We start from the raw sequence: 26069 nt of genomic DNA on the forward strand, positions 1-26069 counted from the left end.
AAGGGAAGTGCGAACTGGCGCGCGGCTGTCCACCGCGCGCCTTTTTCTTTTGTTTGTCCCTCGCCGGGCGGGTGCTCCGCACCCTTGGCCGCGGCCTCAATGGCCGCTGGGGGAAAACAAGCCTAATGCACAACGGCCTCAAGTAGCGCGAAGCGCGGTAGGCCAATGCAAACTGCTTTAGAGTTCCAAGAGGAACTCTAAAGCACGTTATCGCAGCAGTCGCCGCCCGAGATCAGGCGGCCGACGATGCGGGCGCCACGCGTCACTTCCTCGATGGTGGAGGGGGTGCCCAGGGATAGGCGGATGCCTTCAGCCAGTACGCGGCCAGTGGCAAAGCTGGTGGTCCCAGCGATTAGCACCCCTTCGCGACGGGCGGCTGCGACTAGCTCCATATCGTGCCGGGGTTCGGGCAGCGGGATCCAGAGATGGAAGCTCGACGGGTGGGTCGGGGCGGCTTCGACGCCATATTCCCACAAAGCGGCGCGGGCGGCCGTCTGACGGCGGGCGCCTTCCACTCGCTTGTCCGCCATCAAGCGATCGGCCGTTCCGTCGGAGACCCAGCGGCGCACGACTTCGGCCATCAGCGGCGGTGCCATCCAGATCGTGGTCCGGATACCAGTGGCAAGGCGTGCAGCAGCCTCGCGCGGTGCCAGCAGGCAGCCGATGCGCAGGCCTGGCGCCAGGCTTTTCGAAGTCGAGGTCAGGTGGAAAACCTGGTTGGGCAGCCGCGACACCAGCGGCAACGGTGCCTCGGGCACCAGGAAGCCATAGACATCATCTTCAAGAATGCTGACGCCATAGCGTTCGGCAATCGCGCAGATCGCGTCGCGCCGTTCGTCCGACCAGATGATGCCGGTGGGATTCTGCAAGGTTGGCACGGCATAGAGCGCCTTGATCGTGCCTTCCCGGCAGGCCGCTTCGAAAGCATCGGGATTGAGGCCACCTTCGTCCATGGCGATGCCTTTGACCCGCAGGTGCATAAGACGGGCCGCTGCTTTCAGGCCGCCGAAAGTGACGCTTTCGCAGGCAATCGTATCGCCGGGTGCGACGATGGCCGACAACGCCGTCATGATCGCGTGCTGGGCACCTGCGGTCAGAACGATCCGGTCGGCGGGTGCCTCCACCCCAGGGCGGGCGATCAGGGCTGCCAGGGCGACCCGATGTTCCGGCATGCCGAGATGGGGTTGGTATCCCGTTAGGGCCTCCAGATCTGCATCCTGGGCGATCTGCATTAGTGTCTCGGCAAGGGCGCCAGCCTCCCGGCCGCCGCTACCGCGGGGGACATTGACAGACAGATCGATGATACCGTCGGGCAACTGGCCCAGCGGGGCCGGATCCGGGCGTTCTCGTACAAAGGTGCCGCGTCCGACTTCGCCGCCTATCAGGCCGCGTTTTTCAGCCTCCGCATAGGCGCGGGTGATCGTTCCGACTGTCATCCGAAGTTGATAGGCCAGCTCGCGATGAGTCGGCAGCCGCGCCCCCCGGGGCAGACGGCCGGTTTCGATATCCGTGGCCAGTGCATCGGCAATCGCGCGATAGCGGGGGCCGCCGTGGCGGGACAGATCAGGTTTCCAGGTCGACATAGGGTACAATTCTAGGGCCTCCGATCCAGATTGTCACCTTTGTTACACCGCGACACTTCGCAGCAGAATGGCATTTTTGTCTTGGTGACAAGATTGTCCTATGGGTTGAGGGGTTTTCAGCACACATTGTATCTACGAAACAACGGTGACAATCCTGTTTAGGGAGAGAGACAATGTCGAACAACGCTTCTTGCTGCCCGCCGTCGCAGACTGCCGTTTGCGCTACGCCCTCACCCGTTCGGGCAACCCACGCCAAAAGGCTGGAGCAGTTTTTTATGCCGCTCATCCTCTGGTTGGTCGACCGCCAGCAGGCTTATCGTCATCATATCGAACTGAGCCAATTGGATGACGCTGCCCGGCGTGATCTCGGCCTTCCGGCCGGGGGTGACAAATGGAGCGATTTCAACCAAGGGAAATTCTAAAAAAGGGGCGGATGGGATAGATGTCGACGCAGGAATTGTTTCGCGAGGATGGATACAAGGCTGTCTGTACAGCCATTGTTACGGCGGTGGATGAGGCAGGAGTCCGTCTCGACCGGACTGTCTTCTATCCCAACGGCGGTGGGCAGCCGGGGGACACCGGTCGCCTGACCTTCGGCGGAACAAGCGTCGATATCGCGGATACCCGTAAAGGCGCGGCTCCTGGCGAGATCTTGCATGTTCTTGCCCCTGGTAGCGTCGCGCCTGCCGTTGGAGATGAGGTGACGGTGGAGATCGACTGGGCCCGCCGTCACCGCTTCATGCGCATGCACACCTGCCTGCATCTGCTCACCGCCTGTATTCCGGCAGGCGTTACGGGCGGGCAGGTGAGTGACGGCAAGGGGCGCCTGGATTTCGACATGGGTGAATTGGAGATCGACCGCGAAGCGGTGGAGACTAACCTCAACGCCCTGATCAAGGCCGATCACCCGGTATCGGCCACCTGGATCTCGGATGAAGAGATGGCTGCCCGCCCGGATCTGGTGAAGACCATGTCGGTCAAGCCGCCCAGTGGCTTTGGCAAGGTTCGCCTGATCGATATTCCCGGTGTCGATCTGCAGCCCTGCGGCGGAACTCATGTTGCCCGCACAGGGGAAATCGGACCCGTGCGGATCGAGAAGATCGAGAATAAGGGCAAGCGCAATCGCCGTGTCGCCCTGGCTTTTGTCGAATAGGAGACTTCCCTTGGCTTTCGAAACTGCCGTCCTCTCCGGTCGTATCGTCCGGCTGGAGCCGCTGACTGCTGCCCATGTCGATGGGCTGCTTGCCGCTGCTGCGGCGAGTCCGGGGGCTTTTCCCTGGATCATCGGCATGGATACGCCCGAGCGTCAGCGCGCCTGGATCGAGAACGGCATTGCAGAGGGGGCGCGCGGCGTCTCCGTTCCCTTCGCGACTATTTTCCAGAAGACGGGCGAGGTCATCGGCACCAGCCGTTTCAGTATGCTTTCGCCGGAAAACAAGCGGGCAGAGATTGGCTGGACGTGGCTGGGGCGTCCCTGGCAGCGCACCGGGGCGAATCGCGAGGCAAAGCTGCTGATGCTGCGTCAGGCCTTTGAGATTTGGAAACTCCTGCGGGTGGAGTTCAAGACGGACTCCCTTAACGTCCAATCCCGTACGGCTCTAGCGGCCTTGGGGGCGACCGAGGAGGGCATCTTCCGCAATCACATGCTGCGCCCGGACGGCAGCAACCGTCACAGCGCCTATTTCTCGATCCTGCCCGACGAATTCCCGGCCATCGCCGCGCGGATCGAAGCAGCCTTGCCGACAGGTGAACCATGAGCATCCCATTTTTCCAGGTCGACGCTTTTACCGACAAGGCTTTCAGCGGCAATCCGGCGGCGGTCTGCCCGCTGGAAAGCTGGCTGCATGACAGCCAGCTTCAGGCGATCGCGGCAGAAAACAACCTCGCCGAAACAGCTTTCTTCGTGCCCAAGGACGGCGAATACCATATCCGCTGGTTCACCCCGACGGTGGAGGTCGATCTCTGCGGACATGCGACCTTGGCGAGCGCGGCCATTGTGCTGCGCCATCTGGAACCCCATCGGCAGAAAGTCATCTTCCAGTCGCAGTCCGGGCCGCTGATCGTCAGCCGCGCCGGTGATCGCCTTGCCTTGGATTTTCCGACCCGGCCGGTGGAAGAAGTCACGTTGACCCCGGCGATGATCGCGGCCCTGGGTGGCAAGCCAATCAAAGCCTTCAAGGGCGTGCGCGACTATGTCGTCACCTATAAAAGTGCCGAAGAAATCCGTGCCCTGACCCCAGATATGGACAAGATCGCCGCCATCGGTCCCTTTGCGGTGACGGCGCCGGGTACCAAAGCCGATGGTGATGTGGATTTTGTCTCGCGCTACTTCGCCCCGGCAGAAGGCATCCCGGAAGACCCCGTGACCGGGTCTGCCCACTGTAGTCTTGCCCCCTACTGGTCCCAGGTGCTGGGCAAGACCGAGATGCGCGCGCGCCAGGTCAGTGCACGGGGTGGCGATCTCTGGCTGCGTCTGCGCGGCGACCGGATCGATATCGAAGGTCAGGCGGTGCTTGTCATCCAGGGGGAGCTTTTCCTGTGATGCAGCTTCCGATCTATAAACTCGACGCCTTCGCCAATACGGCCTTTTCCGGTAATCCGGCGGCTGTCTGTCCGCTGGAAAGCTGGTTGCCGCCGTCCGCCATGCAGGCGATTGCCGCCGAGAATAATCTCTCCGAAACAGCCTTTATCCACAGACGACCGGATCGCGACTACGATATCCGCTGGTTCCGCCCGTCGAGCGAGGTGGATCTCTGCGGTCATGCAACGCTGGCTAGTGGCAAGTTAGTGCTGGATGTATTGGAACGAGGACGCTGTACGGTCGTTTTTCACTCCAAATCAGGCCCCTTGACCGTTGAGCGGACGAAGGACGGTTTTGCGCTGAATTTCCCGATCCGCAAGCCGCGCCAGATCCCGATCACCAATGAGATCGTGGCGGCTTTGGGCGCTGAGCCGATGGAGTTGCTGGAAGCCGACCGCTGGCTCGCCGTCTATCCGGATGCCGACGCGGTGCGCCGCCTGAAACCCGATATGGCAGCCGTCGCACGGTTTCCCGTGCGTGGCATCGGTGTCACGGCGCCGGGCGATTGCGGCAAGGTCGATTTCGTCTCGCGCTATTTTGCACCGCGTGTCGCCGTGCCGGAAGATCCGGTGACCGGCGCGCTCCATTGCGTCCTAGCCCCCTATTGGGGCGCGCGCCTTTATCCCCGCACGGCCTTTACCGCCCGGCAGGTCAGCCGCCGGGGTGGGGACCTCAAGGTTGCACTCCAGGGCGAAAGGGTGCGGCTCGAAGGGCAGGCGGTTCTGACCATGGCGGGATCGCTTTCCCTTTGACGGCAAGTTCCGGGTGGGTTTGCCCGGAACAATGGAGGACACTCGTCTCAACAGAAGACGAGGACTTGCCATGACCAGCTATCCTGAAGCCGAAGCCGCTATTGCCCGCGCCATCCGCTATCTCGACGATACCGTCGAAGATCAGCCGGAGCTGGAGGATGTCGCCCGGGTGGCTGGCCTTAATCCCTTTGCGACCCAGCGTCTCTTTTCAGCCCTGGTGGGGGTCAGCCCCAAGAAATTCCTGCAGTGCCTGACATTGGAGCGCGCCAAGGAAGCACTCGCCAGTGGGCAAAGTGTGCTCGATGCCGCTTACGAGGCGGGGCTTTCCGGCCCTGGGCGCCTGCATGATTTGTTCTTGACCCTCGATGCCGTCAGCCCTGGCGAGTTCAAGGCGGCGGGCGATGGCATGGAACTGCGCCACGGTCTGGCCCCCAGCCCCTTTGGCGACTGCCTGTTTCTGTGGGGGGATCGCGGTCTTATGGGCCTCGGGTTCCTGGCGGGTTTTCCCTCTTATGAAGCAGCCCTTGCCGATCATTCAGTTGCTTATACATCTGCCCGCCTTGTCCGCGACGATGCAGGGGCAAGCGAGCTGGCGGCCAAGGTCTTCACCTTGTCCAAGCCCAGCGAAAGCCGGGGTTCGCCCTTGCGGCTCTTCGTGGCGGGAACTGGTTTCCAAGCCCAGGTCTGGCGCGCGTTGCTGCGCATCCCGGCGGGGACGCTCGTCTCCTATGAGCAGCTTGCCAAGGCCATCGGTAAACCAGGGGCGGCGCGGGCGGTCGGGAATGCCGTCGGGGCTAATCCCGTTGCGTTTCTGGTGCCGTGCCATCGCGTGGTTCGCCAGACGGGCGTGATTGGGAATTATCGCTGGGGCGGTGAGACCAAGCGGCTTATCCTGGGGGCCGAAGCGGCTTTGACCGGGAGAGACTGATGCAGATCGATACGGGCGCGCGGCATTTCGACGATCTGTCGGAGGGGCAGGAGTTCTGGACCGGCGGCATCACGCTGACAGAAGGCATGATCACGGATTTTGCCTTCCTCTATGACCCTCAGCCTTTCCATATCGACCGGCTGGCAGCCGAAGCGTCGGTCTTCAAGGGGCTGGCGGCCAGCGGCTTCCAGACCCTCTGCCTCAGTTTTCGACTAATTGTGCAGACGGGACTTTTGCTGGGCACCAATCTGGCCGGAACAGGAATGGACGAGATCCGGTGGCACAAGCCGGTGCGGCCGGGGGATACAATCCGCGTGCGCTCCACGGTCAAAGAACTGAAGCCGTCGCGCTCCAAATCCGACCGTGGCAGCGTCACCTGGTTCTTCGAGACCTTCAATCAGGCCGACGAGTTGGTATTTTCGGCCTATTGTACGTCCATCGTTCTGAAGCGCGCCATCAAGTAGGGCAAAGCCCGGTAGGGCCGCTTAAGCAAACATATACGTATCCATCGGTACGCCGAACATGTCGTGCGACTGATGGATGCGCTTGCCAGCAACACCCGGCGTAGCTGCCCCCAGCGCCACATGGAGGGGCTGGAAATGTTCGTCGCGGGGGTGATTCTGGGCGGCGTGGGGCGCGCGCTGGCGATAGTCGATGACGGCCTCGTCATCCCGCGTTTCCAGATGCTCGGCCATCCATTCGGTGAATTCGCTCATCCAGGGACGCGGTCCGGAACCCGGCGCGCCGCGGAACCATTCGCGCAGATTATGGCTGATACCGCCGGAGGCGACGATCAGCACGCCCTCATCGCGCAAGGGGCGCAATGCCTCGCCCAGGGCATATTGATGGGCAGGACCCGCGTGGGGTTGGATCGACACTTGGGTCACCGGCACATCCGCATCGGGATAGGCCAGCAGCAGCGGCGTCCAGGCCCCGTGATCGAGGCCACGGATCGGATCAATGGCGGCGCCGGTCAGTTCGGCCACGCGCTGGGCCAAGGCCGGGGCGCCCGGGGCCGGATATTGCAAGGCATAAAGCGCGGGCGGAAAGCCGTAGAAATCGTGGATCGTCTCGGGCTGCGCCACGGCGCTGACTTCCGGAGTCTCGGTCTCCCAATGGGCGGAAACCGAGAGGATGGCAGTCGGGCGGGGCAGGGTAGTCGCGAGCCCGGCCAGGAAGCGTTTCGCTGGAATATCTTCCAGCGGCATCATGGGTGAGCCGTGCGAAACGAACAGGGTGGGCATCGCGACCATGGGACTGCTCCTTAAGCCTTAAGGGCTTTACGCGAGAACGGGCTTACCGAAGGTCGGCAGTTTGAGGGCATAGGCACCGCTGCCGAGGCCTGCCTGGACGAACAGTAGGGCGGTCCAGAGCACCGGGAATTCCCAGCCGCCGCCCTGATTACCAAAGCCCCAGCCGTTGCCGATATGCTGCATCGTGGCACCGATCATGATCGGGACGAACAGCAGCGACACCAGACGGGTATAGGCGCCCAGGATCAGGGCGATACCGCCGCCGACTTCGGCAATGATGACGATATAGGCAAAGAAAGCCGGATAGCCGAGGCTTTCGAAAAACTTTGCGGTGCCAGCCGGGGTGAAGGTCATGACCTTCAACAGAAAGCCGTGAGCGAGGAAGAGAATGCCAAGGCTGACGCGCAGCAGCAGGGCGGAATAGGGGACAAAACGCTGGTCGGTCATCATGGTCTCCGGATGAAGGGGTATTGAGGAGACTGTAGCGTTGTTTGATATATTCTCAAAATTGATGAGATAAATAATCGCAATAGATTCCGGGAATGATTCACCATCTAATGGTTTAGTCTGGGGGTGTAGACCCGGAGTAGAGCGCCCTCATCCGGTCAGCGTAAGCGTCGCGCCGAATTGAGGGAATGGCCAAGTTGACGGAAATTCCTGCCATCGAACGACACACAAAACTAAACACGATGGAGGACAAGATGGCCAAAATTTCCCAGAAGTTGCGTGCCCTGACCCTGGTCGCTGCCGTTGCTGGCGCTGCCTTCTTGCCCGCGACCAGCGCCCAGGCGGCCACCGCAAGCACCTCGATCCTTGTGACCGCTGCCGTTGCCCAGGCCTGCATCGTTGTCGCCACCCCCCTGGCCTTCGGTGTCTACGATCCGACCTCCGCCTCGCCGACCGATGGCACCGCGACGGTCGCCGTGACCTGCACCACCGGCACTGCCTATACGGTCGGCCTGTCGGCTGGCGGCGGCACCGGCGCCACCACCACGGTCCGCAAGATGACCTTTGGCGCCAACACGCTGGACTACGCTCTCTATCAGAACGCTGGCCGCACCACGAACTGGGGCAATGCTGTCGGCACCGACACCGTCGCCGGGACCGCAACCGGCCTGCTGATGAACCACACCGTCTACGGCCGCATCACGGCTGGTCAGACCGTCCCGATGGGTGCCTACGCCGACACCGTCGCAGTCACCGTCACCTACTAAGCTACTCGGCCGCTTCGACGAATAACGTATCGAACAACTCACCCGTCGATCCGTCTGTCAGACCTTGGTCGGTCAGATGGGGGCTGGGAACGCAGGCCAGTGCCATGCCGACCACAGCCTTGAAGGTGCGCAAGGGCGGTGCCCAATCGGCAACCTTGGTCGACGCATCGCGGACAGCAGCAAGGCTGGCCGCGACCTCGGCAGCAGGGGCTTCCGACAGCAGACCGCAGACCGGCAAGGCGTGATGGGCGACAAGTTTGCCGCCACTCGCGACGGCCATGCCGCCCTGGCTGGCGATCACTGCATTGGCGGCGGCGGCCATATCCTCGGGGTTCCGACCATAGACGACGAGATTGTGACTATCGTGAGCAACGGTGGTCGCGACGGCTCCCGTCCAAAGTCCCCAATCTTCCAACAGGGCGAGACGCGGCACCGGTGAGGCACGCCCGTGGCGGTGGATGACGGCCATCACCAACACGTCGTCCGGCAGATCGATGTAACCGTCCTTGATCTCGAAAGTACGGGTGCGCCATTCGGTGAAGCGGGGCCGGAAGATGGTGCGTAAGGTGGCCCGGCCGCTTTCCATCTCGCTGACCTTGGGGCGGAAGACCTCCGGTGACTGCAAAGGCAGCCTCACGGTTTCGCGCGGGGCGCCGACAGGATCGGGGCGGATTTCCTCGATCATCTTATTGTTGGACGCGACATGACGCCCAGAGACAAAAACCTCCGCGATGGTCATGGTACGCAGATCGTCGATCACGATGATATCGGCGCGGCGACCGGGGGCCACCAGGCCCAGATCCCGGCGCCCCAGCCGCATGGCAGCATTCAAGGTGGCAGCGCGCAGGCCCGCGACCGGGTCCATGCCATAGGCGAACAGGCGGCGCAGCACGTCATTGACACCGCCCTTTGCCAGTAGATCGTCCGGGAAAACATCATCGGTGCAGATAGTGACCGTCTGCGGTACGTGCGGCAGGGCGTTCAGCACCTCGACCGCTTCGGGCAGTACGTAGTCATGGCTGCCGCGCAGCTCTATGGTATAGCCCGTGCGAAGCTTTGCCAGCAGATCGGTGCCGCTGGTGACCTCATGGTCGCTTTCGATCCCGGCGGCGGCAAAGGCGCGCAGACCCGCGCCCTTCAGGTTGCGGCAGTGACCACAAACGAACTTGCCGCTTCTAAGGCCGCTCTGGACGATATCCACCCGGCGCTCGTCCCCGCCCAGCACGCCGCGCATATCCATGACTTCAGCAACCCCGGCAACTTCCGGCCAGGACAGCATTTCCTCCATCTCCGCCCCATGGAAATCGGCGCCGGAAACTTCGAGGCCGGGTGCCGATGGCACGCAGGAGGGGGCGAAAATCAAGGTACGTAGCGGCAGCCCCCGGCTCGCTTCAACGGCCCATTTCACACCGGGAATGCCCGCGACATTCGCAATTTCATGCGGATCCCAGCAGATGGTGGTGGTGCCCTGTGGCACGACCATCTCGGCATAACGCCGGGGCGTCATCATCGAGCTTTCGACATGGATGTGGGTATCGATAAGGCCGGGCGCGATGAATTTTCCGGTCAGATCCAGGGTGCGCTTAGCATCTTTGAACTCGCCCGCATCATGGACGCTGGCGATCAGTGGGCCGATCAGGCCGATGTCTGCGCGGCGCAGCTCGGATGTCGCCACGTCCACGAGGGTGGCGCCGGTCAGCAGGATATCGAACGGCTCAAGCCCCTGGGCGGCGCGCACCGCACGGCGGCGCAACCTTTCGTCATGCAGATCGAAAGGTTCAGCGGTCAGCATGATGCCTCCAGTGCCCGGGCGATGAGGGTGCGGACCTTTTGTGCCTCGACGGTTCCTGCCACCTGGGCGTTGACTTGTTTTCGAGGAGAGGCGTGGGGAGGGACGCGGGTTTCAACAACCGTCATGCCACGTGCCGGCCCCTCGCCTGTCTCCATGGTGATGTGGGCAGGGCGCCACTCGATACAAGCTGGATCCAGGACGGCTGCCGCTGCCGTCGGATCGTACCAGGACATCGGTTTGCTGAGGTCGGCGCTGGCGATGGCAAGATACCCTTGTGTCAGATCGGCCAGCATCTGTGCCTTCTCCCCCGCTTTGCCCCGCAAGACGGCAAGGTCGGCGGCGATCAGGGACACCTGTCGGCAGGCGTCCAGCCCGACCATGGCAAAGGCAACCCCGCTTTCCAGCACCATCTGGACGGCAACCGGATCGGCGGCGGCGTTATATTCGGCGGCGGCGGAATGATTGCCGGGACCCAGGCTGCCGCCCATCCAGACCAGACGGCCGATCTGTTCGGCCAGATCCGGGCGCACCAGCAACAGGCCCGCAAGGTTGCTCAAGGGGCCGAGCGCCAGGATCGTGGCGCCGGGGTTCTCCTCGATGAAATCCACCATCCCATTCACCGCATGACCCATCGGGCGACGCGTCGTGGCGGGCAGGGAGCGACCGGACGTCCGGATGCCGGTGTCGCCCAGCACATAGCCAGCAGTTTCGAGCGGACCTAGAACCGGCCGGTCACGCCCGGCAAAGAGGGGAAAGTCCCAACTGAAAAAAGCTGCCGCATTCTGCGTATTCTCGATCACCTGGGGCAGGGGGGCGTTCCCTGCGACCAGCGACAGGCCTGCAATCTCGATCTCCGGGGCGCTGGCCAGCATCAGCACAGCCACCAGATCGTCGTACCCCATATCGCAGTCGATCCAGACCTTGACCATCGGCTCAATCCACGTTTGTCAGAGGAGCAGCGGAGGAGAGCGGAAGGTCGAACGAGACCTCGCTGCCGACCGCAAAACGTGGCGCTTCGGCCGGGGCTTCCGCCTTGATCGGCCCCAGGGGGCAATTCAGCAGATACTCCACCGTTTGCCCCTGATAGGAGGCGCCGAGCACCTCGCCCCGATAAGGACCGCTGCCCAGCACGACCCCGCTTGGGCGCCAGGCAAGACCTGTGGAAGAGGTGCCGGTGGGCGCGGGCAGCGTGGCGCCCGCACCGACCAATTGTCCGGCCTGCACGGCAAAACAATTCTCGAACCCCATGAAACGGGCGACGAAGGCGCTGTGCGGCCGCTCGAAGATCTCTTCCGGAGTGCCTTGCTGCTCGATCTTTCCGGCCCGCATGACGACGATCCGGTCGGCCAGCGCCAGGGCTTCGGCCTGATCATGGGTCACATAGATCATGGTTATCCCCAGCTCCCGCTGCAGCCGTGCGAGTTCGGAGCGCATCTCAAGCCGCAGGCGGGCATCGAGGTTTGACAGCGGCTCGTCCAGCAGCAGGAGGCCGGGTTCGACGACGATGGATCGCGCCAGTGCCACCCGCTGTTGCTGCCCGCCGGACAGGGCCTTGGGCAATCGGTCGGCCAGATGGGCGAGGTCGACACGGGCCAGAGCTTTTTTCACCCGTTCCGTTCGCTCTGCTGCCGGAACCCGGCGGAGTTTCAGACCGAAGGCCACATTGTCTGCGACCGACAGATGCGGGAACAGGGCATAGGACTGGAAGACAAGACCGATGCCGCGTTTGTTCGGGGCCAGATGGGTCAAGTCGCGCCCATCCAGCGTCACGCTGCCCGAAGCGACCGGCATCAGACCGGCGATAGCCCGCATCGTCGTTGTCTTGCCGCAGCCCGATGGCCCCAGCAGCGCGATCAACTCGCCCCTGCCGACGGTCAGCGACAGATCCTGTACGGCGACGGATCCGCCATAGGACAGGGTCAGTTTGTCGAGGGTCAGGTAGCGCGGATCAGACATAGCGCGAAAATCCCAAGAGTCGTTCGGCCACCAGAACCACCAGCATTGACATCAGCGCCAGCAGAGCCGACAGGGCAGCGACCGACGGGTCGTAGGTGAATTCCATGAACCACAGCATATCGATAGGCAGGGTGCTGACGCCGGGACCCGCCAGGAACAGCGAGATCGGCACCTGATTGAAGGAGGTGACGAAGCCCAGGATGAAGGCAGCGAAGATGCCGCTTTTGATGTTGGGCAAGGTCACGCGCAGGAAGGCCCCGATGCGCGAACAGCCCAAAAGAACAGCCGCTTCTTCGATGTCGACGCGCAGATTGGCAAGGCTCGCCGATACTACCCGCACGGCATAGGGGATCAGCAGGGCGGTATGGGCAACGAACAGCGCCAGGGTCATCGGCATATCGACCGGGATGACGAGGTACCGCAGCAGGGCAAGGCCAACGATAATGCCCGGCACGATGATCGGCGCCGTCACCATCAGTCGGATGGCTTCCGATCCTTTGGGCCGATAGCGGTCGAGCGCATAGGCGGCCGGGACACCCAAGGCGAGGGCGAGCGCCGTGCTGCCGATGGCCAGTAGGATCGAAAGACCGAAGCTGGCGCGGAAGCTCTCCACCTCGAAAACCTTGGCGATCCATTTGAAACTCAGATCGCGGGGCGGAAAGGCCAGCGTCTCGCCACCGTGCAAGGCGGCGGCAGCAATCACGAAGAAAGGGCCGATCAGGAAGACCATGACCAGCGTCAGGATCGACCAGCGGAGAGCACGCGGCATCATGCGCTGCGCCCTCCGGCAATCCGCTTCAGCAGAACATTGGCGGTGATCGACAGGACGACGAGAATGATGGCGATCACACCAGCGGCTGCGATGTCATTGGTGACCCGGATGCGCTGATACAGCAGCGTTTCCAGCATCAAGACCTTCGATCCACCCAGAATCGCAGGCGTGATATAGGCGGTCAGCGCGCCGGTGAAGACCAGGGTTCCGCCGACCACCAGCCCTTCGCGGGTCAGCGGCAAAGTCACCTTGAAGAAAGTGGTGAACCAACCTGCGCCCAGCACCCGGGCGGCAGGAACCACATCGGCGGGAATATTCTCCAGCGCACTCACCAGAGACAGCACCATCAGTGGCAGCAGCAGCTGCACAAGGCCGATGAAAACCGCCGTCTCCGTAAAGAGCAGGCGTAGGGGCTCTGGTGACAGACCCAGGCCGACGACAACGATATTGACGAGGCCGGTTCGCCCCAACACGACCACCCAGGCGTAAGTTCGTGCGACCGGCGAAACCATCAGCGGCAGAATGAGCGTTCCGATCAGCCGCCCACGCGCGCTGGGGCTGCTATCCACAATGGCGATTGCTGTGGCATAGCCGATGACGGCCGAGGTCAAGGTGACGAGGCCCGCTAGGCGGATAGTACGCCAGAAGACCTCAACCGATCCGGGGTCGCGGAAAAAGCCGATGATCGGCGCAAGGCTGAAAGCCCCTTGCACCGTCACGGCTTCCGACAGCAGGATCAGGACCGGCAGCACAAAACCGACGGCGATGAAGGTCACCGCCGGAAGTGTAAGAGCCGGGCCGAGCAGACGGTTCATGGGTTAGCGGGCGATCTTCGCGTTCCAGCCGTCGACCCAGGCCTTGCGCTGTTCCAGCAACTGGGCGGGCGGGATGAGAGCAAGGCTCTTGGCGGTATCCGAACCATAGGTCAGGTTTTCGGCGACCGCGTCGTCCAGCTTCACTTCGGCATTGACCGGGCTGTCGACCAGATCCTGGGCCAGCTTGGTCTGCACCTCGGTGGAGAGCCAGAAGTCGATGAACTTATAGGCCAGATCGGCGTTCTTCGATCCCTTGACCAACTGCAGCACATTCATGCCGCCGCTCTGGCCTTCCTTGGGCGTGGCCCAGGCGATCGGCATGCCGAGCTTCTTGATCCCGGCCCAGCCGAAACGGCCCAGGACGGCGGCATAGATCTCTTCCTGCTGCAGCAGTTGCGGCAATTGCGAGCCGCGTTCGTAGAAGGTCGTTACATCGCCCTTCATCTTGGCGACGAAATCGATGCCGGCAGCCAGATCCGGCGTCTTGCCGCCCACGGCCTTATCGACCATGAACAGGGTCAGCGGACCTTGCGAGGTCGTGATGTTCGGCAGGGCGACACGGCCTTTGAGTTCCGGCTTGGCCAGATCGGCCCAGCTTTCGATCTTCACCTTGTCGCTGCGATAGGCGATGGAGGTCGAATAATAGGTGTAGCCGACGCCCTTGTTGCCCCCCAGCGGGTCGCGGGCGAATTCATAAAGCTTGCTGTAGTTGGTCAGTTTCTTGGGGTCGAGCGTCTCGGTCAGCCCTTTGTTGGAGGCGTCCAGCGCGTCGAAATCGGTCAGTGCGATGACATCGACTTCCGGGTTCGCCTTGCGGGCGTCGAGCTTGGCGACACGCTCGCCGCTATTGCCGACCTCAACCACTACCTTGCAGCCGCAGGCGGCCTCGAAGGGAGCGTAGAGATGCTTCTTGAAGCCATCCTGCGCGATGCCATAGGTCGAAACCGTAACGGTCTGGGCGGAAACCGCCGTCGAGGTCAGCAGCAGAGCGACTGCTCCGGTAAAGGCGAGACGCATCAGACGGCTCCTTGCAGATGGGAAGTGGACGCAGCTTTTTTGACGGGTGCGGCGGTGGAGGCGCGTGTCACCATCTCGACCGGCACCAATTGGCCGCGGTCGATCTCGCCGGTGACGAAGCCGATAGCGATTTCCGCGATCTCGCCGAAGTTCTGGCGCACGGTGGTCAGGGGCGGGTGCGATATTTCGCTCCAGATCAGATCATCGAAGCCGGTGACCGAAACATCCTCAGGAACTCTGATCCCGCGTTGTGCCAGGGCCGACAAAACGCCCAAAGCCAGGGTATCATAGGCGCAGGCGATGGCCGTGGCTGAGCCGGGAACGAAGGCGCGCCCTTGTTCAAGCCCTGCCTGGAGGCTCGCTGGCGATGAGACCAAGGTCACCTTGGCGTCTTGTCCCAGACCCTCCCGCATCCCCGCCATCCGTTCCTTGGCAACGGTGGAGCTTTCGGTGCCCGCCAGGATCAGAACATCTCGATGTCCAAGCTCGCGCAGATGGCGGCCGATCAGCAGACCACCACCCCGATGATCGCTGGCGACCGTATTGCCTGCAGTTGCGAGGCTGTCGAGCAGCGCCAGCGGGACCGGAATATGATCGATCTGTGTTCCGCGACGCGGAATGATGATCAGCGCATCGGCACCGCGCGCCAGAAGGGTGCTGATCTCCTTTGCCTGCTGGGCAGCATCGTCGAGGCTGTCGGCCAGCAGAACCGCATAACCGCGCCGCTTTGCCGCCCGCTCGATCGCCTGGGCAAAGGTTGGGAACAGCGGGTTGGAAAGATCGGGGACGATCAAGCCAATAGTGCCGGTTTTACCGGTGCGCAGCGCGCGCCCGGCGTGGCTTGGGACATATCCTGCCCGCTCTGCCGTCCGACGAATCGTCTCGGCCAGTTCGGGGGATACTCGTCCCTTGCCGGACAAAGCATTGGAAACCGTGGCGACGGAGACGCCCAATCGCCGGGCAAGATCGGACATGGTAATAGGTGTACGCATCAGCTTAGACAACCAGAGATGATTGATCGTTTAAGCTACGCTATGTCCCTTGCTGCACTGCCGCAAGCTGTTTTTACACTTCTGGGTCGAAGGGATTATTTCCAGAGGGAAATGCCCTCCTGCGTCAGGGCGCGTTGCACGGCGTCCCGGCCTTCCATCCGGCGGGCATGGGCGGTCCAGGCGGGGTAGCGCTGCTGCATATCGATCTGCATGCGATTCCCCCATCGGAAGAAGACGAGGAGATAGGCGTCGACCACCGAGTATTGGTCTCCGACAGCCCAGGTTCGACCCTCCAGCTTCTCCTCGATCATGGCGTGGGCCGCCGCCAGATGCTCTTTGCCTTTCTGCACCAGCGGTGGGTACATCGCCTCTTCTGGCAGGAAGAAATCCGGGCGCCAGATCATGCGGACGGCGACGGCATGGACGGCGCTGGACAGCCAGTTGAACCATTCGACGGACCGGGCAATGCTGTCGGCGTCACCGCCGATCAGGTTGGCCCGCGGATTGGTCAGCCCAAGGTGCAGCAGGATTGCCGCCGCCTCGGTCAGGATAAAATTGTCGGCGGTCAGAACCGGGATACGACCCTTTGGGTTGATGCGCCGGAATTCTTCGGTCTTGGCTTCCGGGTGGCCGTTCGACATCAGGGCGAGCGTATAGGGCTGGCCCAATTCTTCCAGAATGATATGGGGCGCGAAGGAACAGGCGCCCGGCGCGGCGTGGAGCGTGTAGTGCATGATGTTCGTCCCGTGTAGGGAGAGGGGGCTATCGACGCAGTCGCTTCCGGTCGTTGATGGCCGGTTTTCGCGCGAGCGAGGGCACCACGCCCCGGCCCTCACAGGCCAGGGCCCCGGCAGCGACGCCGTCTTCCATTGCTTGCGCCAGGGAGGCACCCGCGACCAGTGCGGCGGCAACCGCGCCGATGAAGGCATCGCCCGCGCCGGTGGTGTCGATGACCTTGGCGGGCAGAGCAGGCTGGCGCAGCAAGTTGCCAGTCTGGTCGATGGCGATCGCCCCTTCCGCCCCCGCCGTCAGCAGAGCCGCACGCCCGACCTTGGTCTTGAGGGCGCGGGCAAGCTCTTCAAGAGCCGTTTCCTCAGGCAGGCCCGTCAGTTGGCTCGCCTCGATGCGGTTGGAGACGACGTAATCGGTCAATTGCCATAGGCTGTCCGGCAGGCTGTCAGGTGCCGGGGCGGTATTGATCAATGTCGGCACACCCGCCGCCCGGGCGATGGCAAAGGCGCGCTCCACGGTTTCAAGTGGGCTTTCCAGCTGGGCAATGACGAGACCGCTGGTGGCGATGATATCGGCGGCGGCATCGGCATGTTTGGGGTGCAGGCTGCTATTTGCCCCTGCCGCCAGGATGATACGGTTTTCGCCCGAGGGTTCGACCAGGATGATTGCGGTCCCGGTTGCCACCCCGTCGATGCGGGTGACGTGCTGCGTATCGATCCCTTCTTTCTGCCAGACCTGAAGCGCCCCATCGCCGCCGCCATCCTGACCGACTGCGGCGACAACCGCGACTTCCGCTCCGCAGCGGGCGGCCTGAACTGCCTGATTGCTGCCCTTACCGCCTGCGCTCAGCGTCAGATCGCCCGCGAACATCGTCTCCCCCGCCAGCGGTGAGCGCGGGATGGCAAGGCTGACATCCTGCATGAAGCTGGCGATAACGGTCAGGCGGCCGGGCATAGTCGTTCCTTCAGAAGGCTCCATTCGGCCAGCACCGTATCATCGCTTTCATAAGCCGCAAGGCTTTGACGACGGGCCAGGTCATCGGGCGCCAGGCAGGACAGCGCCCAGACGGCAGCTCCCCGGACCAGAGGGTCGGCGTCGCTCAGCAGCCGGATGACGGCTGGAACCGCTTTTTCGCTGCCGCTATTGCCCAAAGCGATCAAGACATTGCGCACAAAGCGCCCCCGCCCGATCCGCTTGATGGGGGAGCCTGCAAAAAGCGCGCGAAAATCTGTATCGTCCAACGCCGACAGATCGGCCAGGCGGGGCGCCGTCAGTTCGATGCGTGGCAGGAAATCCGGCTCGTGGGTAGGGCGGGCGAACTTGTTCCAGGGGCACACCGCAAGACAGTCGTCGCAACCGTAAATGCGGTTGCCGATGGCCGCGCGGAAGTGGTGAGGGATCGGCCCTTTATTCTCAATGGTCAGGTAGCTGATGCATTTGCGTCCGTCGAGTTTGTAGGGGCCGTCGAAAGCATCGGTCGGGCAGGCGGACAGGCAGCGGGTGCAGCGGCCACAATGATCCTCCTCTTCCCCGTCGGGGGCGAGGTCCAGCGAGGTGAAAAGCTCGCCCAGGAACAGCCAGGATCCGAAATCCCGGCTGACGAGATTGGTGTGCTTGCCCTGCCAGCCCAGCCCCGCCTGCATCGCTAGAGGCTTTTCCATCACCGGCGCGGTATCGACGAACATGCGGGCATCACCGCCGAACTGCCTGCCGATCCATTCGCCCAACTGGCGCAGGCGCTTTTTCAGGGTGTCGTGATAGTCCTTGTTGCGGGCATAGACCGAGATCGCGCCGCGTTCGGGCTGATCGGCCAGCGCCAGCGGATCGTGGCCGGGGGCATAATTGGCGCCGACGACGATGATGCTGCGGGCGTCGGGCCAGAGTTGATCGGGGTTGCCACGGCGATCCTGGTGACCCGCCAGCCACCCCATATCGCCATGTTTGCCGGCGGCCAGGAATTCGGCCAGCCGTTCGCGTGCCACCTCCGGCAGGCTGGCCGGTGCATAGCCGACAACATCGAAGCCGAGGCGCAGGGCCTCGGCTCTGATCTGGGCTTTGATGTCGGTGGTCGCGGTCATCGGCGCACCATACGCCGATGACCGCAGTTCCTCAAAGATCGAGCTTGGCGATGAAATCGTCCAGCGCAGCCTTTGCGGTGGTATGCGCCTTCTGGGCGTTTTCTTCCGCCGCGACCTGCTTGCCGATCTGGTCTTCGCTATCGGACAGCTGCTTCAGGTATCGCTTGGCGAGATCGCTGTTCGCCGGGACGGCCCCTAAGTTTTCACGCAGGCGCTCCTGATCGTTGGCCAGACTTTCCTGGCGGGTCTGAGCTTGGGTCGCGGCGGTTGCAGCATCCGTGACCGCGCGGCGCAACTCGGCGAGCTTGACCAGCGAGGCGCGGCTCTTCTCCGGCAGCTTGCCGCCTTCGGCGCTGGCAAGCAGCGTGGAGGGGTCAAAGTCGCTGGCAATTACCCGTTGGGAAAGCACGCGGCTGGTGGTCAGCGGTAGCGTGACGGTCTCGCCCGGCTTCAGGGTGACAGGAACGCGCCATGCGGTCGGAGTTTCAGTCGAGCCGCTGGGCGGCGTGTCGAGCGTACCGCCGGATTTGGGCAGTTCGATCAGCAAGGGTCGGGTTTCGCCTGCTGGGGCCTTGATCTTCACGGTCAGGCTGGTCTCGGCTCGGCGCTCCAGCGTCAGGACGCCCCGGCTGGCTTTGATATTCGTTAGCTGTACTGTGTCGGCCCGGTCGGACTGGATCTGCAGGCGCCCGTCCTGGGCATAGGCGATGAAGCGGGTGTCGCCTTTCGGTAGTAAGGCCAGACGCCCGTCACCGACATAGGCGCCACCGCGATAAAGGGTCAGGGCGCCGGGCGGCAGGCTGGTGTCGCTGCTGTTGGTCAGATCGACGGCGGCCGTCGCCGCCTGTTCGCCGGGGCGATAGACCAGCGTGCTTTTGGCAGGAAGTGTGCGGTCGGTAATCGGCACCATCAGGCTCTGACCAGCCGGAACGCTGACGTTGGTCGGCAGGGTCAGATCAATCTGGGTCTCGCCATCGGCAGCGGCAGCGGTCGCCACATTGCCAAGGCCGCCATAGCCCGCCGACATATCGGCGGACTGGCTGCGATCGCGCGAGGCGCCCGCCATGCTGGGGGCCATCGCAGGTGCCGGGGCGGCCATGGCGAGCGGCGCCTCGGATTTTGTCATCATCTCCATCTGCACCGACCCCTCATCGACCGGCGGCAGAATGCGGTTCGGCAAGTCAATGGCAACCACAGGGCGGTCTGCGAGATAGGAGCGATAGAGTTCCTGGCGGAAGGCGACGGGATTGCCAGCTGACAGGGTCAGCTTCACGTCCTTCCAGTCCTGGCCGCTCTTGTTTTCCAGGATCGCCCAGCCCTGCAGGCGACCTTCGGTGCCATTCCCGGCAAGGTCCAGGCGATAGCTGCTTTTCCACAAGGGCGCGGCGGCAACATAGCCGAATTTCACGGCCCGCTTGCCCTTGCCTGCGACGGTAATCGACAGTTCGCGGCTGCCCTTTTCCTTGGCCAGAGCAATGAGTCGCATGGCCTCATTGATCCGCCCGGCCAGCGCAGGATCAGCGGGTTGGACAGACAAGCCTTCGGTCAGTGGGATCTCGAGCAACCCATCGCCGGTCATCAGCGCCAGGGTCCGGCGGGCGACCGACGGTTTTCCTTCAGCTTGCGGCTCCATGCGTTCCTGCAGCGACACCACCCGGCCGCGCGCCGTACGGTTGCCCGTGATCATGACTTCCTGGCCGTTCAGCGCCATCAGCAGACTGTCGATGCTGCCCAGGGCTTCAGCTGGAACCGGCAGGTCGGCGATGGCGGAAAGATCGGGTTCGCGTCCCGGCAGGGTCACGCGCAACACCTGGCCGGTCGGGTCGGACACGATCAGGCTTTTCAGAATATCGTCGACCTGTTCGAACGGGACCGACAGGCGGATGGTGCCGTCGTCTTCCACCTCGGCGGTGTGTTCGAAGTATCCGAGGCCGGCGGTGGAGATCGTAACTTTCTCCAGAACCGGGGCCTGCGCCGCCGCAAATGCCGTCGAGGCCAAGGTTGTGGTGCCAAGCAACAGGGGGAGCAGCAACAGACGGCGCATTAAAGCCTCCAAGGGGCGTGGGTCAATTTCCGTAAGTGACCCTCTAGCCGAAAAACGGCCAATTTGCGACCGTGCTGTGGTGCGTGCGAAAACAGTATTACTAACTTGTGGTTGTATTATTGATTGTGAAGTTTATTTGATTGTGATTTTCTTATTTAAGTAATGATGGAGAGATATTGTGTTACGCATTCTTGGTGGAGGGGAGGTTTCAGAAGAATTCCGGAAGATGATTTTCTCCGGATCTGATATTTATTGCGCCGTGGCCTTCTGGGGGAAGGGCGTTGCTAATTTATTAGGATTGGATGCGTTACGCCCTGGTCAAAGCGCTACGATCATTTGCGACCTATTGAGCGGTGGATGCAATCCGCGCGAGATTCTTTTCTTGATGAATTGCCCTGGCGTGAAAGTGCTGCATCTGCCGGGTCTGCACGCCAAGGTATATATGACCCAGCATCAAGCGATTCTCGGATCGTCAAATGCATCGGCGAATGGGCTGAGCTTAGTGGCCGGTCCGCAGATTGAGGCAAATATCCTCTCTGTCGATAAGGCATTTCTACGCGACGCACGCCGCTGGTTTGATCGGGTGAAGCAATTTGCCCAGGAGGTGTCTGAGGCGGATATCGCACAGGCATGCAGTCTGTGGCGCCGTAGGGCAGCAACGCCAAAGGGCCTGTATAACCGAGCTTTGCCCACTTCTGGCGGCTTCTGCAGCCTCACCCGATTGCCCGTCAGGACGGAAAGTTTGTTCCGCGATCAGGCCACGCCTTCCCGCAGGGGCAGGGGATGGCCCAATGCGCCTCCTGGTGATTTCCTTCAGACACTATCGCGTGGCTTAAGGGCGTGTCAGGCAGATACGGCCAGGATTTCGGCTGCCTGCGTGCGCCCTTAGTCGCCGTGTCCGACGTCTGTTCCTGCTCGCCGATCTGTCTGCTCCTGGGCTTCCGATAGCAGCCAGTCGCGAAAGACGGTCAGGCGGGGCGATGTCGCGAGATGATCTGGGCAGACAAACCAATAGGCGCCCTCAATCGGGATCGTCAGGTCGAAAGGCCGAACCAGACGCCCCGCCGAAACATCGTCAGCCACCAAAGCGGGGTCGAGGCAGGCGACGCCAAGCCCCTGCAGGGCAGCCTGAATCACAAAGGCGCGGGTTTCGAAAACCGGGCCTTTGCTGGCATCGATGCCGTCAAGACCGGCCGCGGCGAGCCACAGGCGCCAGTCCTCGCGCCGCAACTGGGCGTGTAGCAGGCGGGCATTCGCAAGGTCGCCCGGCTGCTTCAACTCGTCCAGCAGGGCCGGGGCGCAAACGGGCTGCAGGACCTCATCGAACATCCGGTGCGTCGCAAGGCCGGGCCAGCCGCCCCGACCGAAGCGGATGGCGCAATCGATGCCCTCGCGCTCCAGATCGATCCAATTGACCGAGGTCGAGATGCGGACTTCGATTGCCGGATGTTTCTCCTGGAACCGGCCCAGGCGCGGGATGAACCAGCGCATGGCGAAGGTCGACAGCATCGAGACGGTCAGGACGCCTTCTTCGCGCCTTGTGTCGAGCTTGGAGAGCGAGGCGCCGATCTTGTCGAAGCCTTCACGCAAGTCCGGCAGGATCAACTGCCCTTCAGCCGACAGGACCAGTCCCTTACGGGTGCGGTGGAACAGGGCGACGCCCAGATGTTCCTCCAGCAACCGGATCTGATGGCTGACGGCGGACAGCGTGACGCATAGTTCATCGGCGGCTGCCGTGAAGGAAAGATGGCGCCCGGCGGCCTCGAAGGCCTTGAGGGCGTTGAGCGGAGCTAAACGTCTGGGTGAGGACATGAGTTTTCTTACAGCAGCGCTCGAAGAATATCACCTTGCACGGCGGACGGTCCGGCCGTTCAATCCCTGCCACGCTAGACCAGCCGCTTGCGAAGTGCAAATAAGGCTGGATCGTCAAGGAAGGGATATTGTTGGAAATGGCACCGAAACGCACGCTGTTCGACAAAATTTGGGACAGTCATGTCGTCGATCAGGCCGAGGATGGCACGACCACCCTCTATATAGATCGCCACCTCGTGCACGAAGTGACCAGCCCGCAGGCATTCGAAGGACTTCGTGTCGCTGGCCGCAAAGTGCGCCGCACCGACCTGACCTTCGCCGTTGCCGATCATAACGTGCCGACCACCGACCGTTCGGCCGGTATCGCGGACGATGAAAGCCGCATCCAGATCGAGACGCTGGAAAAGAACACGGCCGATTTTGGCGTGACCTACTATGCGATGGACGATATCCGCCAGGGCATCGTCCATATCGTCGGGCCGGAACAGGGGCTCACCCTGCCGGGCATGACCATCGTGTGCGGTGACAGCCATACCTCGACCCATGGGGCTTTTGGGGCGCTGGCCTTCGGCATCGGCACCTCCGAGGTCGAACATGTGCTGGCGACCCAGACCCTGGTGCAGAAGCGCGCCAAGAATATGCGCATTACCGTCGAAGGCGACCTGCCCGCCGGTGTGACGGCCAAGGATCTGGTACTGGCGATCATCGGTAAGATCGGGACCGCCGGTGGTACAGGCCATGTGGTCGAATTCGCGGGCAAGGCGATCCGCGATCTGTCGATGGAAGGCCGCATGACGGTCTGCAATATGACCATCGAAGGCGGTGCTCGCGCTGGTCTGATCGCGCCGGACGAAAAGACGTTCGACTATCTCAAGGGCCGCCCGAACGCTCCCAAGGGCGCGCAGTTCGAAGCTGCCGTCGCCTATTGGAAGACCCTGCCGTCGGACGAAGGCGCGGTCTATGACACCGAAATCACCCTGAACGCCGCCGAACTCGTGCCGTTCGTTACCTGGGGCACCAGCCCGGAAGATGCCTTGCCGATCACGGCGAAAGTGCCGAACCCGGCCGATATCGCCGATGCGGGCAAGCGCGCTGCCGTCGAACGCTCGCTCTCCTACATGGGGCTGGAGCCGGGTCTACCGCTGAGCGAGGTCAAGATCGACCGCGTGTTCATCGGTTCCTGCACCAACGGGCGCATCGAAGATCTGCGCGCAGCAGCCTCAATCGCCAAGGGCCGCAAGGTTGCTAGCCATGTCGGCGCGATGGTTGTGCCGGGGTCGGGCCTCGTCAAGGAGCAGGCTGAAGCCGAGGGTCTCGATAAGATCTTCGTTGAAGCCGGTTTCGAATGGCGCGAGCCGGGTTGCTCCATGTGCCTTGCGATGAACGCTGACCGGCTGGAGCCGGGCGAGCGCTGCGCTTCGACCTCGAACCGTAACTTCGAAGGTCGCCAGGGCCGTGGTGGTCGCACCCATCTCGTCAGCCCGGAAATGGCTGCGGCTGCTGCGATCATGGGTCACCTGACCGACGTCCGGCAGATCGGCCTTTGAGCGATCCGCTGGTATCGGCACCGCTCTGGCGGCGCATCGGGGCTGGTCTGGTGGACACGCTGGCGATTTCCATCGTCCTGCTTGTCCTCTCTACCGTCTTTGGCATCGTCATGGCGTCGGCCAATGGCGACAGCGACCCGAGCCAGAGTGCCGCTGCCCTATGGGTGCCGCGCGTCCTGCTGGTCGCCGTGCCGTGGCTGTACTTTGCCCGGTTCGAGCGTGGCGGTAAGGCCTATACCTTCGGCAAATCGACCTTCCATATCCAGGTCGGCGACGCGGAAGGCGCGGCACTTGGTTTCAAGCGTGCGCTTCTGCGTCAGCCGTTGAAGCTGGCGCTGTTCTGGACTTTACCGCTGGTGGCTTTCGGGCGCCCGGCTTTGTACGACCAAATTCTCGGCGCGCGGGTCTACCGCAGCGCCTGATCGGAGGGGTTCCATGGATAAGTTTACCGAACTGACGGGCGTTGCCGCCCCGATGCCGCTGATCAACATCGACACCGACATGTTGATCCCGAAGCTCTTCTTGAAGACCATCAAGCGCACCGGCCTCGGCAAGCATCTGTTTGACGAAATGCGCTACAAGGAAGATGGCAGCGAGATCCCCGATTTCGTGCTGAACCAGCCTGCCTATCGCAAGGCCGAGATCATCGTCGCGGGCGAGAATTTCGGCTGTGGATCGAGCCGCGAGCATGCCCCTTGGGCGCTGCTGGATTTCGGCATCCGCTGCGTGATCGCCCCCAGCTTTGCCGATATCTTCCACGGTAACTGCTTCAAGAACGGCATTCTGCCGATCCGCCTGCCGCAGGAAACCGTCGACAAGCTGATGGATGACGCCCGCAATGGCGCCAATGCCAAGCTGACCATCGATCTGGAAAAGCAGCTCATCACCCGCCCCGACGGCAGCACGATTGCCTTCGACGTCGATCCCTTCCGCAAGCACTGCCTGCTGAATGGCCTCGACGATATCGGCCTGACGATGCAGAAGGGCTCGGCCATCGACGATTATGAAGCCAAGCTGAAGACTAGCCAGCCTTGGCTTTCGGCTTAACCTCACTCCAAAAATAACCCGAGGATTGCAAGAATGACGGCGAACAAGACCCTGTTGATGCTGCCCGGCGATGGCATCGGACCGGAAGTATCGCGCCAGGTGCGCCGCATTATCGACTGGATGGCCAAGCGCCGTCAGGTGACGTTCGAAGTGAACGAAGGCCTTGTCGGCGGTGCAGCCTATGACGCCCATGGCACGCCGCTGACCGATGAGACCATGGCCGACGCCATGGGCGCCGATGCGGTGCTGTTCGGCGCGGTCGGTGGTCCGAAGTGGGACGATCTGCCCTTCGCGGTCAAGCCGGAACGCGGCCTGCTGCGTCTGCGCAAGGACATGCAGCTCTTCGCCAACCTGCGGCCCGCGCTGGTGTTCGAAGCCCTGGCCGAAGCTTCCAGCCTGAAGCCCGAATTGGTGCGCGGCCTCGATATCCTGATCGTGCGCGAGCTGACCGGCGGCGTCTATTTTGGCGAGCCGCGTGGTATCGAGACCTTGCCGAATGGCGAGCGTCGCGGCTTCAATACCCAGTCCTACACCACGTCGGAAATCGTGCGTGTCGCGGCGGTGGCCTTCGATCTTGCCAAGAAGCGCTCGAACAAGGTGCATTCGGTCGAAAAGGCCAATGTCATGGAGTCGGGTGTGCTGTGGCGCGAAGAAGTGCAGAAGCTGCATGACGCCAAATATGCGGAAGTCGAACTTCAGCACATGTATGCTGACAATTGTGCGATGCAGCTGGTACGCACGCCCAAGCAGTTCGATGTCATCGTCACCGATAACCTCTTTGGCGATATCCTCTCGGATTGCGCGGCGATGCTGACCGGTTCGTTGGGCATGCTGCCGTCCGCCTCGCTCGGTGCGCCGGATGCGTCCGGCCGCCGTAAGGCACTGTACGAGCCGGTCCATGGCTCGGCCCCGGACATTGCCGGTCGTGATCTTGCCAACCCGCTGGCGATGATCCTCAGCTTTGCGATGATGCTGCGCTATTCCTTCGATATGGACGAAGATGCCGATCTCGTCGAAAAGGCGGTCAAGAACGTGCTGGCAGGCGGTATCCGCACCAGCGACATCATGTCGGCCGGTGCTGCCAAGGTCTCGACTACCACCATGGGCGACGCCATCATCCGCGAGCTGGACAAGCTGTCCGCTTAAGGTGAGAT

Annotated in this window: 28 protein-coding genes; 12 read left to right on the forward strand and 16 right to left on the reverse strand. The window is 62.6% G+C overall.

Features of this window, described 5'->3' with window-relative positions; translation table 11 throughout:
- Positions 1–197: 197 nt before the first annotated feature.
- Both ACFSM5_RS04070 and ACFSM5_RS04075 read right to left on the reverse strand, forming a co-directional pair.
- Positions 198–1583: an aminotransferase-like domain-containing protein gene (locus tag ACFSM5_RS04070; RefSeq protein WP_379874963.1), complete on the reverse strand. Its 1386-nt coding sequence runs from the start codon at positions 1581–1583 to the stop codon at positions 198–200.
- A 230-nt stretch (positions 1584–1813) separates the two neighbouring features.
- Positions 1814–1993: a hypothetical protein gene (locus tag ACFSM5_RS04075; RefSeq protein ID WP_379874964.1), complete on the reverse strand. Its 180-nt coding sequence runs from the start codon at positions 1991–1993 to the stop codon at positions 1814–1816.
- A 32-nt stretch (positions 1994–2025) separates the two neighbouring features.
- Here ACFSM5_RS04075 and ACFSM5_RS04080 point away from each other — a divergent pair, with 32 nt between their 5' ends.
- From ACFSM5_RS04080 to ACFSM5_RS04105, 6 genes are all read left to right on the forward strand, one after another.
- Positions 2026–2736: an alanyl-tRNA editing protein gene (locus ACFSM5_RS04080; RefSeq protein WP_379874965.1), complete on the forward strand. Its 711-nt coding sequence runs from the start codon at positions 2026–2028 to the stop codon at positions 2734–2736.
- A 10-nt stretch (positions 2737–2746) separates the two neighbouring features.
- Positions 2747–3340 carry a GNAT family N-acetyltransferase gene (locus tag ACFSM5_RS04085; protein WP_379874966.1) on the forward strand — a complete coding sequence of 198 codons (594 nt, stop codon included), beginning with the start codon at positions 2747–2749 and terminating at the stop codon, positions 3338–3340.
- On the forward strand, positions 3337–4125 hold the full coding sequence (locus ACFSM5_RS04090; protein ID WP_379874967.1) for a PhzF family phenazine biosynthesis protein: 789 nt from the start codon (positions 3337–3339) through the stop codon (positions 4123–4125). Before ACFSM5_RS04085 ends, ACFSM5_RS04090 begins: the two co-directional genes overlap by 4 nt.
- Positions 4125–4916 carry a PhzF family phenazine biosynthesis protein gene (locus ACFSM5_RS04095; protein WP_379874968.1) on the forward strand — a complete coding sequence of 264 codons (792 nt, stop codon included), beginning with the start codon at positions 4125–4127 and terminating at the stop codon, positions 4914–4916. The genes ACFSM5_RS04090 and ACFSM5_RS04095 overlap by 1 nt, the downstream gene beginning before the upstream one ends.
- A 70-nt stretch (positions 4917–4986) precedes the next feature.
- Entirely contained in the window at positions 4987–5844 is an 858-nt protein-coding gene (locus ACFSM5_RS04100; protein WP_379874969.1) for a methylated-DNA--[protein]-cysteine S-methyltransferase, read from the forward strand.
- Positions 5844–6308: a MaoC family dehydratase gene (locus ACFSM5_RS04105; protein ID WP_379874970.1), complete on the forward strand. Its 465-nt coding sequence runs from the start codon at positions 5844–5846 to the stop codon at positions 6306–6308. Before ACFSM5_RS04100 ends, ACFSM5_RS04105 begins: the two co-directional genes overlap by 1 nt.
- 21 nt (positions 6309–6329) lie before the next feature.
- Here ACFSM5_RS04105 and ACFSM5_RS04110 read toward each other — a convergent pair whose 3' ends face one another.
- A complete protein-coding gene (locus ACFSM5_RS04110) occupies positions 6330–7097 on the reverse strand; it encodes a DODA-type extradiol aromatic ring-opening family dioxygenase (RefSeq protein WP_379874971.1) in 768 nt (255 codons plus the stop codon).
- A 27-nt stretch (positions 7098–7124) separates the two neighbouring features.
- Entirely contained in the window at positions 7125–7544 is a 420-nt protein-coding gene (locus ACFSM5_RS04115) for a DoxX family protein (RefSeq protein WP_379874972.1), read from the reverse strand.
- 254 nt (positions 7545–7798) lie between these two features.
- Between ACFSM5_RS04115 and ACFSM5_RS04120 the strand changes: the two genes are divergently transcribed.
- Entirely contained in the window at positions 7799–8311 is a 513-nt protein-coding gene (locus tag ACFSM5_RS04120) for a Csu type fimbrial protein (RefSeq protein WP_379874973.1), read from the forward strand.
- 1 nt (position 8312) lies between these two features.
- Here the strand turns inward: ACFSM5_RS04120 and ACFSM5_RS04125 are convergent, their stop codons facing one another.
- The 11 genes from ACFSM5_RS04125 to ACFSM5_RS04175 form a co-directional block, all read right to left on the reverse strand.
- Positions 8313–10103 (reverse strand): adenine deaminase, encoded by a 1791-nt coding sequence (locus tag ACFSM5_RS04125; protein WP_379874974.1) that lies wholly within the window; start codon positions 10101–10103, stop codon positions 8313–8315.
- A complete protein-coding gene (locus ACFSM5_RS04130) occupies positions 10097–11032 on the reverse strand; it encodes a nucleoside hydrolase (protein WP_379874975.1) in 936 nt (311 codons plus the stop codon). Before ACFSM5_RS04130 ends, ACFSM5_RS04125 begins: the two co-directional genes overlap by 7 nt.
- Positions 11033–11036: 4 nt before the next feature.
- Positions 11037–12059: an ABC transporter ATP-binding protein gene (locus ACFSM5_RS04135; RefSeq protein WP_379874976.1), complete on the reverse strand. Its 1023-nt coding sequence runs from the start codon at positions 12057–12059 to the stop codon at positions 11037–11039.
- On the reverse strand, positions 12052–12828 hold the full coding sequence (locus ACFSM5_RS04140) for an ABC transporter permease (RefSeq protein ID WP_379874977.1): 777 nt from the start codon (positions 12826–12828) through the stop codon (positions 12052–12054). The genes ACFSM5_RS04135 and ACFSM5_RS04140 overlap by 8 nt, the downstream gene beginning before the upstream one ends.
- Positions 12828–13646, reverse strand: coding sequence for an ABC transporter permease (locus ACFSM5_RS04145; protein WP_379874978.1), 819 nt, complete (start codon positions 13644–13646; stop codon positions 12828–12830). Before ACFSM5_RS04145 ends, ACFSM5_RS04140 begins: the two co-directional genes overlap by 1 nt.
- 3 nt (positions 13647–13649) lie before the next feature.
- The gene (locus ACFSM5_RS04150; RefSeq protein ID WP_379874979.1) at positions 13650–14663 is read right to left on the reverse strand and encodes an ABC transporter substrate-binding protein; all 1014 of its coding nucleotides are present in this window, start codon (positions 14661–14663) and stop codon (positions 13650–13652) included.
- The gene (locus tag ACFSM5_RS04155) at positions 14663–15655 is read right to left on the reverse strand and encodes a LacI family DNA-binding transcriptional regulator (protein WP_379874980.1); all 993 of its coding nucleotides are present in this window, start codon (positions 15653–15655) and stop codon (positions 14663–14665) included. The genes ACFSM5_RS04150 and ACFSM5_RS04155 overlap by 1 nt, the downstream gene beginning before the upstream one ends.
- A gap of 95 nt (positions 15656–15750) precedes the next feature.
- Complete coding sequence (locus ACFSM5_RS04160) at positions 15751–16389, reverse strand: glutathione S-transferase family protein (RefSeq protein WP_379874981.1); 639 nt, start codon at positions 16387–16389, stop codon at positions 15751–15753.
- 28 nt (positions 16390–16417) lie between these two features.
- The gene (locus tag ACFSM5_RS04165; RefSeq protein WP_379874982.1) at positions 16418–17341 is read right to left on the reverse strand and encodes a ribokinase; all 924 of its coding nucleotides are present in this window, start codon (positions 17339–17341) and stop codon (positions 16418–16420) included.
- Positions 17326–18465, reverse strand: a complete 1140-nt coding sequence (queG, locus tag ACFSM5_RS04170; protein ID WP_379874983.1) for a tRNA epoxyqueuosine(34) reductase QueG — start codon at positions 18463–18465, stop codon at positions 17326–17328. Before queG ends, ACFSM5_RS04165 begins: the two co-directional genes overlap by 16 nt.
- Before the next feature lie 31 nt (positions 18466–18496).
- On the reverse strand, positions 18497–20509 hold the full coding sequence (locus ACFSM5_RS04175) for a DUF4139 domain-containing protein (protein ID WP_379874984.1): 2013 nt from the start codon (positions 20507–20509) through the stop codon (positions 18497–18499).
- Between the two features lie 178 nt (positions 20510–20687).
- Here ACFSM5_RS04175 and ACFSM5_RS04180 point away from each other — a divergent pair, with 178 nt between their 5' ends.
- Positions 20688–21398 carry a phospholipase D family protein gene (locus ACFSM5_RS04180; RefSeq protein ID WP_379874985.1) on the forward strand — a complete coding sequence of 237 codons (711 nt, stop codon included), beginning with the start codon at positions 20688–20690 and terminating at the stop codon, positions 21396–21398.
- Here the strand turns inward: ACFSM5_RS04180 and gcvA are convergent.
- On the reverse strand, positions 21395–22321 hold the full coding sequence (gene gcvA / locus ACFSM5_RS04185) for a transcriptional regulator GcvA (RefSeq protein ID WP_379874986.1): 927 nt from the start codon (positions 22319–22321) through the stop codon (positions 21395–21397). The two genes, ACFSM5_RS04180 and gcvA, sit on opposite strands and share 4 nt — an antisense overlap.
- A 137-nt stretch (positions 22322–22458) precedes the next feature.
- Here gcvA and leuC point away from each other — a divergent pair, with 137 nt between their 5' ends.
- From leuC to leuB, 4 genes are read left to right on the forward strand one after another with little or no spacing between them, the layout of a single operon-like run.
- On the forward strand, positions 22459–23868 hold the full coding sequence (gene leuC / locus ACFSM5_RS04190) for a 3-isopropylmalate dehydratase large subunit (protein WP_379874987.1): 1410 nt from the start codon (positions 22459–22461) through the stop codon (positions 23866–23868).
- The gene (locus ACFSM5_RS04195) at positions 23865–24290 is read left to right on the forward strand and encodes an RDD family protein (protein ID WP_379874988.1); all 426 of its coding nucleotides are present in this window, start codon (positions 23865–23867) and stop codon (positions 24288–24290) included. The genes leuC and ACFSM5_RS04195 overlap by 4 nt, the downstream gene beginning before the upstream one ends.
- A 13-nt stretch (positions 24291–24303) precedes the next feature.
- A complete protein-coding gene (leuD, locus tag ACFSM5_RS04200) occupies positions 24304–24915 on the forward strand; it encodes a 3-isopropylmalate dehydratase small subunit (RefSeq protein ID WP_379874989.1) in 612 nt (203 codons plus the stop codon).
- Between the two features lie 33 nt (positions 24916–24948).
- Positions 24949–26061 (forward strand): 3-isopropylmalate dehydrogenase, encoded by a 1113-nt coding sequence (gene leuB, locus ACFSM5_RS04205; RefSeq protein ID WP_379874991.1) that lies wholly within the window; start codon positions 24949–24951, stop codon positions 26059–26061.
- Positions 26062–26069: the final 8 nt, after the last annotated feature.

This window comes from Lacibacterium aquatile, from assembly GCF_042683105.1.
Taxonomy (GTDB): domain Bacteria; phylum Pseudomonadota; class Alphaproteobacteria; order Elsterales; family Elsteraceae; genus Lacibacterium; species Lacibacterium aquatile.